At 42.0% G+C, this 13,284-nt stretch carries 8 protein-coding genes; 6 read left to right on the plus strand and 2 right to left on the minus strand.

Features of this window, described 5'->3' with window-relative positions:
- The first annotated feature begins 18 nt into the window (after positions 1-18).
- Complete coding sequence (locus tag QWZ08_RS19085) at positions 19-2,364, plus strand: glycoside hydrolase family 3 C-terminal domain-containing protein (RefSeq protein ID WP_290339129.1); 2,346 nt, start codon at positions 19-21, stop codon at positions 2,362-2,364.
- Positions 2,365-2,625: 261 nt separating this feature from the next.
- A complete protein-coding gene (gene metG / locus QWZ08_RS19090; RefSeq protein ID WP_290339130.1) occupies positions 2,626-4,782 on the plus strand; it encodes a methionine--tRNA ligase in 2,157 nt (718 codons plus the stop codon).
- Between the two features lie 285 nt (positions 4,783-5,067).
- Here metG and QWZ08_RS19095 read toward each other — a convergent pair whose 3' ends face one another.
- Complete coding sequence (locus QWZ08_RS19095) at positions 5,068-6,807, minus strand: LTA synthase family protein (RefSeq protein WP_290339131.1); 1,740 nt, start codon at positions 6,805-6,807, stop codon at positions 5,068-5,070.
- A 195-nt stretch (positions 6,808-7,002) separates the two neighbouring features.
- On the opposite strand from QWZ08_RS19095, the gene QWZ08_RS19100 reads away from it, so the two are divergent.
- Both QWZ08_RS19100 and QWZ08_RS19105 read left to right on the plus strand, forming a co-directional pair.
- The gene (locus QWZ08_RS19100) at positions 7,003-7,803 is read left to right on the plus strand and encodes a hypothetical protein (RefSeq protein ID WP_290339132.1); all 801 of its coding nucleotides are present in this window, start codon (positions 7,003-7,005) and stop codon (positions 7,801-7,803) included.
- Between the two features lie 191 nt (positions 7,804-7,994).
- Positions 7,995-10,376, plus strand: a complete 2,382-nt coding sequence (locus tag QWZ08_RS19105; RefSeq protein WP_290339133.1) for a 3-hydroxyacyl-CoA dehydrogenase/enoyl-CoA hydratase family protein — start codon at positions 7,995-7,997, stop codon at positions 10,374-10,376.
- A gap of 24 nt (positions 10,377-10,400) precedes the next feature.
- Here QWZ08_RS19105 and QWZ08_RS19110 read toward each other — a convergent pair whose 3' ends face one another.
- On the minus strand, positions 10,401-11,489 hold the full coding sequence (locus tag QWZ08_RS19110) for an aromatic ring-hydroxylating oxygenase subunit alpha (RefSeq protein ID WP_290339134.1): 1,089 nt from the start codon (positions 11,487-11,489) through the stop codon (positions 10,401-10,403).
- A 177-nt stretch (positions 11,490-11,666) separates the two neighbouring features.
- On the opposite strand from QWZ08_RS19110, the gene QWZ08_RS19115 reads away from it, so the two are divergent.
- Both QWZ08_RS19115 and QWZ08_RS19120 read left to right on the plus strand, forming a co-directional pair.
- The gene (locus QWZ08_RS19115; RefSeq protein WP_290339135.1) at positions 11,667-12,320 is read left to right on the plus strand and encodes a zinc metalloprotease; all 654 of its coding nucleotides are present in this window, start codon (positions 11,667-11,669) and stop codon (positions 12,318-12,320) included.
- Positions 12,321-12,394: 74 nt separating this feature from the next.
- Positions 12,395-13,282 carry an ABC transporter ATP-binding protein gene (locus QWZ08_RS19120; RefSeq protein ID WP_290339136.1) on the plus strand — a complete coding sequence of 296 codons (888 nt, stop codon included), beginning with the start codon at positions 12,395-12,397 and terminating at the stop codon, positions 13,280-13,282.
- Positions 13,283-13,284: the final 2 nt, after the last annotated feature.

Genomic DNA, 13,284 nt, shown 5'->3' on the forward strand with positions numbered 1-13,284 from the left:
ATAACACAAAGCTTCTGTATGAAAAGAATTTATTGTTTGTTTATATCGGTTCATTTATTGGGTGCCGCTCCGGCACAATTACCAAAGTTGGGCAAAAGCCCGGTAAAAGAAATAGTCGCCGCCATGACGCTGGAAGAAAAAGCCAAACTGCTCACTGGTAACGGATTTAAGATGCCTGGAATGAAGCCTCCCGGCGGGCCGGTAGTTGGAACTACGCAGGACAAAGTGCCCGGTGCAGCAGGTACAACATTTGCCATTCCGCGATTGGGCATTCCGTCAATAGTAGTTGCTGATGGACCAGCGGGGGTACGCATTGATCCCGTTAGAAACGGCGATAGTTCCAAAACATTTTATGCAACTGCCTGGCCTATTGGTACGTTGCTGGCTTCTTCATGGGACACCGCACTGGTTAGAAATGTAGGTGTTGCCTTTGGCAGCGAAGTACATGAATATGGCGTGGACATTTTGCTGGCGCCGGCATTAAACATTCACCGCAATCCCCTGGGCGGAAGAAACTTTGAATATTATAGCGAAGATCCGGTTGTTGCCGGCAATATCACTGCTGCGATGGTTAACGGAATCGAATTCAACGGTGTTGGTACTTCCATCAAACATTTCGCTGCCAACAACCAGGAAACCAACCGCAATACGGTGAACACCATCCTTAGCGAAAGGGCACTCAGGGAAATCTATTTAAAAGGTTTTCAGATAGCCGTTAAAAAATCGCAACCATGGACGGTGATGAGTTCCTATAATTTAATCAACGGAACCTATACCTCCCAGGAATATGATTTGCTTACCACCATACTTAGAAAAGAATGGGGCTTTAAAGGTTTTGTAATGACAGACTGGTTTGGAGGAAAAGATCCGGTAGCACAAATGAAAGCGGGTAATGATTTATTGATGCCGGGTACGACACAACAATCGCAGGCGATTATTTCTGCTGTTCAGCATGACTCGCTGGATGTAAAAGTACTGGATGAAAATGTGGAAAGAATGCTCAATGTAATTTTGGAATCACCTGCTTTCAAAGGATACAAATTCAGCGACAAGCCAGATTTGGCAAAGGATGCAGCACTTTCGCGTACGGCTGCTGCAGAAGGAATGATACTGCTGCAAAATAAGAGCAATGCCCTGCCTTTGGGTTCAAAGGGTACAGTTGTCGCCCTGTTTGGTAATAATGGTTACGACCTGATTGCGGGCGGTACAGGAAGCGGTGATGTAAATAAGGCTTATACTGTTTCGTTGGCGCAGGGGCTTACCTCGGCAGGTTTTAAATTGGATGCAGCATTGCAGAACACTTACACCAATTATTTAAAGGAAGAAAAAATAAAACATCCAAAAAAGGGATTCTTTGAGGAGTTCATGCACCCCACTCCACCCATCGCTGAATTTGTTGCGGAGGAAAAAATGGTTGCGCAAAAAGCATCGTCTGCAGCAATTGCCATTATTTCTATTGGAAGAAATGCGGGTGAAGGAAGTGACAGAAAATTACCGGGAGATTATTATTTGAACGATACAGAAATGGTGATGATTAAAACAGTCGCCAATGCTTTTCATGCGCAGCATAAAAAAGTGGTAGTGGTATTGAATACAGGCGGCGTGGTGGATGTTACCAGATGGAGAGATGCGGTGGATGGCATTTTAATGGCATGGCAACCTGGTTTGGAAGGTGGAAATGCCATTGCTGATGTATTAAGTGGCAAAGTAAATCCTTCCGGTAAGCTGGCAACCACATTCCCAGCCGCTTACGCTGATGTACCTTCTGCAAAAAGTTTCCCCGGCAAAGAATTTCCGGAGCGTGCCGTTACCGGTATGATGGGCATGCGGCAGGTTCCGGCGGAAGTGACTTACGAAGATGGCATTTATGTTGGCTACCGGTATTACAATACATTTAAAGTAAAACCAGCATATGAATTTGGTTTCGGTTTATCGTATACCAATTTTGCTTACAGCAATCTTACCTTAAGTTCGTCTGTATTGAATGGTAGCATTAAAGCTAAAATCACCGTTACCAACACAGGTAAGGTGGCCGGTAAAGAAGTAGTGCAATTGTATATCAGCGCACCTGCGGTTAAATTGGCCAAGCCCGCTGAAGAACTGAAAGCATTTGCAAAAACAGCATTGCTGCAGCCGGGTAAAAGCCAGACGATTGAATTTGTGATTACTGCCGCCGACCTGGCATCTTTCGATACTAACAGCACATCATGGGTGGCCGAGGCTGGAAAATACATTGTTAAAGCTGCTGCGTCTTCTGAAGACGTAAAGCAACAAGCTACATTCGAATTGGCAAAAGATATTGTAACAGAGAAGTGTAATAAAGTACTGGTACCACAGGTTGAAATAAACGAATTGAAAAAATAATTTTTCCGTTGAAAGCCATTGAAACCTCCGCCCGCTGCGGAGGTTTTTCTTTGTTTGGGGATTGCACTTGCTTTAGGTAAATTTGCAGCGTTTATATTTAATTTACTCTGCATGTTTGCAAATTAACATGTAAAGAAGGGAAGAGCATTTATTACTTGCAGGTTGTTTTGATTTGAAAGCGTTTAATATTGGATTGATGTAAAAGAGTGCGACGCCAATGAAGCTTAATAGTAGTACAACAGACAGGACAAAAAAAGTATTATGACAGAACCAAAAAGATATTTGATTACTTCAGCATTGCCTTATGCAAACGGTCCAAAACATATTGGCCATTTGGCGGGTGCTTATTTGCCGGCAGATATTTATGTGCGTTATTTAAGAGCGCAGAAAAAGGATGTGGTATACGTGTGCGGCAGTGATGAACATGGAGCTGCCATTACCATCCAGGCGATGAAAGAAAATACAACACCGAGGGCGATTGTAGATAAATACCACGCTATGCTGAAAAGCAATATGGCCGACCTGGGTATTTCTTTCGATATTTATCACCGTACATCTGAGCCCATTCACCATGAAACGGCCCGGGAGTTTTTTACTTATTTAAATGACAACGGCGACCTGGAAGTAAAAGAAACAGAGCAATATTTTGATGAGGAAGCCAATACATTTTTGGCTGACCGGTACATTGTAGGTACCTGCCCGGTGTGTGGCAATGAAAATGCTTACGGAGATCAGTGTGAAAGATGTGGGACCTCTCTTAGCCCGGAAGAATTAATTAATCCGAGGAGTACTTTAAGTGGAAATGCGCCCATAAAAAAAGCTACCAAACACTGGTACCTGCCATTAAACAGGCATGAAGATTTTTTACGCCAATGGATATTGACGGATCATAAAGATGACTGGAAAGCCAATGTGCTTGGCCAATGTAAAAGCTGGCTGGATGCAGGTTTGATGCCAAGAGCGGTAACACGTGACCTTGATTGGGGCATTGCTCTTCCACAAAATGTGGAAGGAGGGAAGGGCAAGGTATTATACGTTTGGTTTGATGCCCCCATCGGCTATATCAGTGCTACCAAACAATGGGCGCTTGACAATGATAAAGACTGGAAACCTTACTGGTACAATGAAGATACCAAGCTGGTACATTTTATCGGCAAGGATAATATTGTGTTTCATGCGATCATATTTCCCGTAATGCTGAAACTGCATGGGAATGTGTTGCCTGATAACGTACCGAGCAACGAGTTCATGAACCTGGAAGGGGATAAGATGAGCACGAGCCGCGGCTGGAGTATTGAGATGGACGATTACATAAACGATTTTGTAAAGAAAGAAAATGGTGGCGACCAAATGGTAGATGCATTGCGTTATTACCTTACTGCTATTGCGCCGGAAACCAAGGACAGTGAATTTACCTGGAAGGGTTTTCAGGATGCAGTGAAAGGCGAGCTGGTGGATGTATTTGGCAATTTTGTAAACAGGGCTTTTGTGCTGATGCATAAATTGTGTAAGGGGAAAGTACCACCATTGCATGCAGCATTGCTGGATGAAACGGACAAAGCTTTATTGGAAGAAATAGCGCAGACAAAAGTTACTATCAGTGGTTTGCTTGAAACATACAAGTTCAGGGATGCACAATATGAAGTGATTGACCTTGCCAGGAAGGGCAATAAATACATGCAGGAAAAGCAACCCTGGATTGTGGCGAAAAGTTTGGAGACCAATCCTGCAGGGCAGCAGTTAATTGATAATTGCCTGCATATTTGTTTGCAGTTAACGGCCAACCTGGCCGTGTACATCAATCCTTTTTTACCACATGCCGCCAAAAAAATGTGTTACATGATGAAGGTGGTAGATAAGATGCTGGACTGGTCAAATGCAGGTAAACCCAACTTATTGAGTGTAGGCTATTCGTTGCGGGAACCACAATTGTTATTCAGAAAAATTGAAGATTCGGAAGTTACAGAGCAGGTAGAAAAATTAAAGATTAAAAGCGAAAAAATTAAAATGGAAAAAGAAAACAAGGAAGCAGCAGAAAAAGTAAGTGCAGCTGAAACAGCCGCTGCTGGTGAAGTGACTGAAACAAAGAAGCCTGAAATTAATTTTGAAGATTTTGCAAAAATAGATTTAAAAGTAGGTACCATCATAGCTGCTGAAAAGGTAGCCAAGGCAGATAAATTATTAAAGCTTGAAGTAGATTTGGGCGTTGAAGTAAGAACTATTGTGAGCGGCATCGCTATGCACTTTGATCCTTCTGCAATTGTTGGAAAACAGGTTACCGTAGTCACCAATCTTGCACCAAGAAAAATGAGGGGCATAGAAAGTAACGGGATGATATTAATGGCCGAAGATGCAGATGGTAAATTAAAATTTGTAAACCCGGATGAAGCGGTGAAAAACGGTAGTGGGGTAAGTTAGTAGTAAATATTTTCTGCCGGCAGAGGTATTTCAATTCAGCATTGTTGTGTCACTCTCTTATACTTTTCCAGCTTTGTGCAGCAACTTCGATTCAGCGAATATTTTTATTTTGATGAGCCTGAAATTGCGGTCTCACCGTCGGTGCCGACCGCAATTTCAGATGGTGATTTGCTGTTAATACTCATAGTTAAATCGCAGGGATAAAGAGCTTCAATTATAGATTTGACGCACTAACATTTTAATCCTGCTACCAATCTTAAAAAACGAGCGCTGCAATTTCCGGTGTCAATTACTAATATGCTTGTTACGGTAATGTGCAGAAGCTGTTTGCAGAAAAGCCTTCATGCGTAAGGCCATGCTGTCAATGCCGGTTGTATAGCGGGGTTGGGACAGCAGATTATGTTGTTTCCGGGTATCTGTCAGGTAATCAAAATAATACAATGACTTTCCTTCAATGGCATTAAAGCCCAGTACATATTCGTTATTGATGGCCTCATACACTGCGTTATTCATCTTGGTAAAAACAGTCCGGTTGGGCTGTAATATAGTATCCATCAGGCTTGTGCCATAACTCAACACACTGTCTTGTTTACTGCCTGTCTGCAAAATAGTGTTCACCACATCCAGCTGACTTACCGGGGAAGCAATCGTGCGTTTGGTTTCTTTGCCGGGTTCATAAATAAACACCGGTATTCTAAATCCACTGGTTTCGTCCAGCTTTACATTGTCTGCATCGGGAGTAGCCCAGTGATCTGCGCAAAAAATAAATACCGTGTTCTTATACCAATTTTTTGTAGCAGCTTCGTTAAAAAACTGCTGCAGGCAATCATTGTAATACGCCATCGTTTTCATAGAAGGTGTGGTATTTTGCCGGGGATATCTGTCATTAAACGATTTAGGCAAATCGTTGGGGTAATGTGTGCTGATATTGTACTGCGCCGCAAAGAAAGGCTGTTGCATTGCGGCTATCTTTTGTTGCATAAAAGAGAGTACATATTCATCGTGTAAACCCAGGCTGTGCTTTTCCATTTGCCGGTACCCCGGGATATCTTTCATGCAATAATAATGCTGTATGCCCAACCATTTGCAGCATTGCGCAAATCCCATATCATCATAATTATCGCCAATAAAAAAAGAAGAACTGTAATTATTTTTTGCCAGCAATTTTCCAACCTCACTTCGCTCCATGGATAAAAAATTGGAATGATACAAAGGAATATCAGTCAATGTTGGCAATCCGGCAAGTATAGCGGTAATTCCTTTGTTTGAGCTGTAAGAAAAACTAAATGCGTTACTGAAAAAAGTACTTTTATTTACAAGGCTGTCTATAAACGGCATTGCTACTTTGTAGGGGCTGCTGTTGTCGAAAAAATCATATGGGATACTTTCCATAATAAACAGCACGATATTTTTTTTATCAGTCACTCCAGCTGTTTTATTTTTTTTCCATGCAGGAAACAACAGGGCAGCCTGTTGTGGTGATATATAATTTGCGGCCGGTAAAAAAGTTTCATTTTGCCGGTAAAGGGAATAGATAAAAGTATGAAAAGAATTTTGTGCCAGCGGCAATTGAACAGGCTCCAGCTGGGTTAGCGGATAAGAGGGCAGTGTTTTTTTTGTGCCATTCCAAAAAAAGAGCAAGGTAAAAAGCAGTAGTAAAATAAGTGTCAGTATAAAGGGTTTACCAGTTGCGGCTGGGTGCAATAGTTTGGATAAGTTGCTGTATACAATCCAGGCTATTGTGATACTGGCCGATACAATCAACAGTACGAGCAACAAAACAGTAAATGTGCTATTGGCAAAAGGATTTCGTAAAACATACAGCAGGTCGGCATCGGCCCGTTGCAGGTGAAAACGGAAGTAAAAAATATCTGCCAGGTTCAGCACAATCAAAAGGGTGTCAGCCAATGTAAAAATTAATAAAAGCGGCAAGGCAATTAGTTTTTTTTGAACCAGTTGAGTAGCCGCTGAAATCAAAATAAACAATGGCAGGTGAATGAGGGCAATGCAAAAAATATCATACAAAACAGACCATTTAATTATCTGAAATGCATTTTTTGCATCAACTACTGACCAGCCGTTAGCTACACGATAATTATAAAAAAAGAAAACACATTTTAAAGCGCCTAGTAAAATAAGTAGCTTTGAAAAAAACAGTAGGGATGTTTTTTCTTTGATAAATGTGTTTTTTAAAGTAACCAAGCCGGGGGCTTTATTTAAATGAAGAAAAGTTATTTTTTACTGAACAAATATACACTCTCAGTGCTCATATTGCTGATATGCCTGGCGGCAGATATTATTTTGCATAAAGGCATGAGTCGTGTGCTGATACCAAAATCGTTCACCATAAACCGTAGCCCCCAATATTTAAAATTACGTGAGCAGCCTTTGGTAGTGGCCAACAAAAAATGGAGCAAGGCGGTGAATACGGTTCAAAAAATGGAGCAGCTTCCTGCAGGTACGGCCGGACTGGAAATGGATGTGTATTTTGACACCAGTAAAAATAAATTGCTGGTATATCATGATTCATCTGAAAGCAATCATCCTTTTATAGAAGAGATTTTAAACGTATATAAAGTCAGGCAACTAACGGCTTCTATCTGGTTGGATTTTAAAAACCTGACACCTGTCAACAAAGAAAAGTCGCTGCGATATATTTCGTTTTTGCGGCAGCAATACCAGCTCCAAAACAAGGTCATCGTAGAATCTTCTGTACCAGAATGTTTACCGGCTTTTTGTGATAGTGGTTTTTTTACGAGTTATTATACACCATTTTTTAATCCCTACCTGCTTACTGAAAAGCAAATTACCTCTGTTATTGACACCATTGCCGGCAACCTTACAAAATATCCTGCGAGCGCCTTATCGGGTTACTATTTTCAATACCCTATGCTTAAAAAATTCTTTCCGAACTACCCGGTTCTTATCTGGGCAGAAAAAGACAGGTACAGCTTTGTAAGTAATATTTTCAACTATTCCCTGGGCAGCGATACTCAAGTTAAAATTGTACTTTATCCCTGATAATTTAGTGCAATAACCAGCTATCCGTTTTTGGACAATGAGCCAATTCACTTAATTGATTTAGTTTCCAATCATACATTTTTATGCAGTGATTTTTATTTTTCGCATAATTTAAAAATGCTACCTTCGAATTTCAAAATAGTTGTTTAACTAACTAATTTTCCCAATCCCCAACGGGCTAAAAAATACATATGAAAAGAATCATCAAAAAAGTAGCGGTATTAGGAAGTGGTGTAATGGGCAGCCGCATTGCCTGTCACTTTGCCGGTGTGGGCTTGCAGGTTTTATTGCTTGATATACAACCAAAGGATTTACCCACGGATGCAAAGCTTGCTGACAAAAATAAAATTGTGAATGATGCACTGACCGCAGCGATTAGATCAAATCCTTCGCCGGTGTATACAAAGGATGTTGTTAAAAAAATAGCAACTGGTAATTTCACGGATAACATGAAAGACATTGGCGGTTGCGACTGGGTGATTGAGGTAGTGGTAGAAAGACTGGACATTAAACAAACGATTTTTACAGAAGTTGAAAAATACCGCAAAGCCGGAACGTTGATAAGTTCCAATACATCGGGTATTCCTATTCACCTGATGGCCGAAGGCCGGAGCGATGATTTTAAAAAACATTTTTGCGGTACGCATTTTTTTAATCCGCCCCGCTATTTGCGTTTACTCGAAATTATTCCGACTCCTTTTACTGATCCTGGTGTGGTTGACTTTTTGATGGATTACGGCAGCCTGCAATTGGGTAAAACCACTGTGTTATGTAAAGACACGCCGGCCTTTATCGCCAACCGCATTGGTGTATTTGGCATGATGGCGATAATGAACACCATGGAAAAACTGCAGTTATCGGTAGATGAAATTGATTCACTTACCGGCCCCGTTATCGGTCGCCCCAAATCAGCCACTTTCCGCACCGCTGATGTGGTAGGTATTGATACGCTGGTAAAAGTGGCCAAAGGTGTATACGATAATTGCCCCGATGATGAGGCGAAGGAACAGTTTGTAATCCCAACCTGGCTAAATAAAATGGTAGAGAATAACTGGCTGGGCGATAAAACCGGGCAGGGATTTTTTAAAAAGATGCCGGCAACAGCTGGCGGCGAAAAAGAAATACAGGTGCTGAATCTTTCAACACTGGAATATGAACCCCGCAAAAAGCCAAAGTTTGCCACAATTGAAACTGCCAAACCAATCGACGATTTAAAAATACGGTTAAAAGCATTGTGTGCCGGTACAGATAAAGCAGGTGAATTTTACCGCTTGTTTCACTATCATTTATTTGCCTATATCTCTCACCGTATACCTGAAATAAGCGATGAGTTGTACCGCATAGATGACGGCATGATGGCTGGCTTTGGATGGGAGATTGGTGCATTTGAAAGCTGGGATGCGCTGGGTGTTGCTAAAACTGTAGAAGCCATGAAGGCGGCTGGTTTCCATGTTGCGCCATGGGTGGAAACAATGCTGGCTTCTGGTGCAGTTAACTTCTACAGAATTGAAAATGGGAAACGTTTATACTACGATGTTAACTCAAAAAATTATAAGCCCGTACCAGGGGGCGATGCATTTATTGTAATGAAAAATTTTGTCAATGAAACCATCTGGAAAAACAGCGCCTGTCGATCTTACCACTTGGGAGATGATGTACTTGGGCTGGAGTGGTATACAAAAATGGGCAGCATTGGCGGGGAAGTATTGGAGGGCATTCAAAAATCAATTGCACTGGCAGAAGATAAGTATAAAGGCCTGGTGATTGCTAATGACGGTGCCAATTTTAGTGCAGGCGCAAATGTTGGGATGATTTTTATGCTGGCCATTGAACAGGATTATGATGAGATTGATATGGCCATCCGGATGTTTCAAAATACCATGATGCGGGTGCGTTATTCAGGCATACCCGTGGTGCTGGCACCACATGGACTGGCTTTGGGTGGAGGTTGTGAAATTTGCCTGCATGCTGATAAAGTGGTCGCTGCGGCGGAGACATACACGGGCCTGGTTGAGGCGGGCATCGGTGTAATACCCGGCGGTGGAGGTACCAAAGAATTTGTGCTGAGGGCGGCTGATGAAACACAGGAAGGTGAAGTAGATATTCTTACCATACAAAACCGTTTCCTTACCATTGCAACCGCCAAAGTGGCAACCTCTGCTGCAGAAGCGTTTGAGATGGGCATTTATCGTAAAGGCCGCGACCAGGTAAGCGTCAACCCCGGAAGGAGAATTGCTGAAGCCAAACAGGCCGTGATTGACCTGCACAGCGATGGTTATATTATGCCAGTACAACGCACGGATATTAAAGTGATGGGCCGCTCTGCTTTAGGTACTTTGCTGGCGGGTATTAATGGAATGAACAAAGCAAACTATGCCACTGCACACGATGTTACGGTAGCTAAAAAATTAGCCTACGTAATGTGCGGAGGCGATTTAAGCGAACCTACCCTGGTAAGCGAACAATATCTTTTAGACCTGGAAAGGGAAGCGTTTTTAAGCCTTACCGGAGAGAAAAAAACGCTTGAAAGAATACAGAGTATTTTGAAGAGCGGTAAGCCGCTTCGCAACTAGCAACAGTCACAACGGTAGGGCAGCTCATCGATTTAAACTCTCCGCAAGGAGACGGTGGAAGTGATGCGTGCCCTGCTCTCTTGTAACAGAATAACGGCCCTGCTGGTAAAACCTTGATACAATACCCTTTTGAACATTTTGTACAATTTCTTCATCTTCCATTTCAACTTTATCCAGGTCGCTGCCGGCACCTTTATCATACAATTCCTCTTTCCATATAAAAGTTAAAAATGCAACTTTGGTTTTATTTACTTCTACCGGACTAACGATATTTACCGACAAACCCCAGGGATAGAAATTAAACATCATATTGGGATATACCCAAAAATAATAAGCTGCTACTTTGGTACCATAATCAACAGAACTTTCCGGTAAATCAAAACACGCTGCACCGTCTTTACTTACGCCCAGTTGCAGACTGGCTTTGGCATAAAGTTCTGTTGTATAATCGCCAAAACTCAATGCAGTGTTTAAGGATGCGTGCACAAAAGGAATGTGAAAGCCTTCCAGGTAATTTTCGCAGTACAAGGCCCAATTAGCATCTATGTTAAAAGTCTTATCCAGATCAGGACGATAAATAAACTCATGAATTGGTAACCAATGCATGCGCTCCATCATCTCACTAAAATAATTGGAAGCAGTTTCTTTTTGGTGCAGGCTGGTAAACAACAAATTGCCCCAGCTAAATAAGGGTAATACCGGGAGGTTGTCAGCCTCGGCGGGGAAATTTTCTACCTCTTTAAACTCGGGCATTGAAATGAATTTGCCGGATAACTCAAAAAGACGTCCATGATATTTGCACCGCAGGTTAGTGGCCTTACTGCATTGCTTGTAAGCAATCAAATTCCCCCTGTGCGTACATACATTACTCAGGCAATGCACCCCGCCATCCGAATCTTTTGTAAGCATCAGCGGTTCATTCATATAATTCTCCAGCAAGGTAAAGGGTTGTACGTCGCCATTAAATTTTACCATTTCTTTACTGCCAATGAATTGCCAGGAAGGAGCAAATATTTTTTCTTTCGCGGCGTCAAATACTATTTTACTGGTGTACACATCAGTTGAAATGGTACTGGCTTTGGCTATGTTGGGGTGTACCCAGTAGTTGCTCATAAAACAAATTTACCCAAGTTAAAAAATATAATCTCAACCCGGGTAAATAATCTCTTAAAATCAAGTTCTTGACCTCCAGGATGATTAGACAACAGCGATAGTAAAAGGTGTGTGGCAATTGTTTGTCTTCACTTATTCCGCCCTTCAAGATGAAGAATAAAAGTGTAATTTTACATCATGGGCGAAGCAGAGATTAAACCAGCCAGCCAGCAGCTTTGCATTTATTCCACATTGTTTTTTTATGGCGATGCGGCTAATGACGCACTTAGCCTGGCTATTGCGAAAGATATAGCCGAACATTGGAACGAAGCCGGAGGAAAAGTAAAGATTAAAAATGCTGTGTATAACGTGGTCTTTAATATTGAAGGCATCTGGGCAAAGTCGTTAACGCCTGAGATGATTTTTGAAAACACCAACCGTCGCAATAATTATTTCAGGGTTGAAGCATTTGCCAGTGGTAATATTTCTTTTGTAGATGGAGTAGGATGTAATACAGGGTATTTTTTACTGGATAACCTGCTCAACAATTCCACTACAGCGGCGCATGAATATGGCCATACTATCGGCCTGGATCATCCGGACATGTTGGATATTCGTGGTAAGGGAACGCCGGGTATTATGTATCCGAGAGGTACAATTGTTGATCCGCAATTTCAGTACAGCCCTGTAGCAGCGCCGCTGGCCCCTGGCGGAACCATCAATCCCTTTACCAGGAAAGTGTTGCAGGAAGATATCGACAACCTGCAGTTACAACGCCTTGCTTATAACTGGAGCGGCATTGCCATGATCGGAAACTTCAGCAATATCTGGCATCAGCAACACGAACGGTAATTGCCACTGGTCCCATTTGCGTCCTTCCACGGTGATAAAATCCCTTATCTTCAAACCCTAATTGCAAATAACTTATGTCGATTCTTTCTGTTGATAACTTATGTAAGAATTATGGAGCAGTGCAAGCCCTGAATGGCGTTACATTCAGTGTCCCGAAAGGTTCGGTCTTTGGTATACTGGGGCCTAATGGAAGCGGTAAAACCACCATGCTCGGTATTATCATGGACATTCTAAAACCCACTGCGGGCAGTTACACTTTATTTGATACCACACCGGATGAAAACAGCCGGAGGAAGATTGGTACTTTTTTGGAAACTCCTAACTTCTATCATTATTTATCTGCTGTCAGAAATTTAAAAATTACTGCTGCCATTAAACAAAGAGGTGATGAGGATATTCTGCAGGTACTGGAAACAGTGAATCTTACAGAGCGTAAAGATTCCCGTTTTAGTACCTATTCATTGGGGATGAAACAACGGCTCGCCATTGCGGCTTGTTTATTGGGTAATCCGGATGTGTTGATTTTTGATGAACCAACCAACGGACTTGACCCCGTGGGCATTGCAGAAATACGGGAGTTGATAAAGCAATTACGCCAGCAAGGAAAAACTATTATTATGGCCAGCCATTTACTGGACGAAGTGGAAAAAGTATGCACGCATGTGGCGATTTTGAAAAAAGGGAAACTCATTGCTGCCGGCGATGTAAATGAAATTTTAGCCAATGACGATATTGTTGAATTGGGAGCACCCGATATGGAAAAGCTAAAAAATATTATTGGCCGTTTAACCGGTTACAACGATATGAAAGAACATGATAATTTGTTGCAGTTGTTTTATCCGGTTGGCACTACCAACCTGGAAAGCATTAACCGTTATTGTTTTGAAAACGGGGTGGTGCTGAATTATATGCAACTAAAAAAGAAAAGCCTGGAATCTAAATTCTTTGAACTGACTAATTAAAA

This window comes from Ferruginibacter paludis, assembly GCF_030409685.1.
Classification (GTDB): domain Bacteria; phylum Bacteroidota; class Bacteroidia; order Chitinophagales; family Chitinophagaceae; genus Ferruginibacter; species Ferruginibacter paludis.

Excerpts from the sequence above, each read along its gene's own strand:
- QWZ08_RS19120 (WP_290339136.1), top strand. The coding sequence starts at position 12,395 with ATGTCGATTCTTTCTGTTGATAACTTATGTAAGAATTATGGAGCAGTG.
- QWZ08_RS19085 (WP_290339129.1), top strand. The coding sequence starts at position 19 with ATGAAAAGAATTTATTGTTTGTTTATATCGGTTCATTTATTGGGTGCC.
- QWZ08_RS19100 (WP_290339132.1), top strand. The coding sequence starts at position 7,003 with ATGAAGAAAAGTTATTTTTTACTGAACAAATATACACTCTCAGTGCTC.
- metG (WP_290339130.1), top strand. The coding sequence starts at position 2,626 with ATGACAGAACCAAAAAGATATTTGATTACTTCAGCATTGCCTTATGCA.
- QWZ08_RS19110 (WP_290339134.1), bottom strand. The coding sequence starts at position 11,489 with ATGAGCAACTACTGGGTACACCCCAACATAGCCAAAGCCAGTACCATT.
- QWZ08_RS19105 (WP_290339133.1), top strand. The coding sequence starts at position 7,995 with ATGAAAAGAATCATCAAAAAAGTAGCGGTATTAGGAAGTGGTGTAATG.
- QWZ08_RS19115 (WP_290339135.1), top strand. The coding sequence starts at position 11,667 with ATGGGCGAAGCAGAGATTAAACCAGCCAGCCAGCAGCTTTGCATTTAT.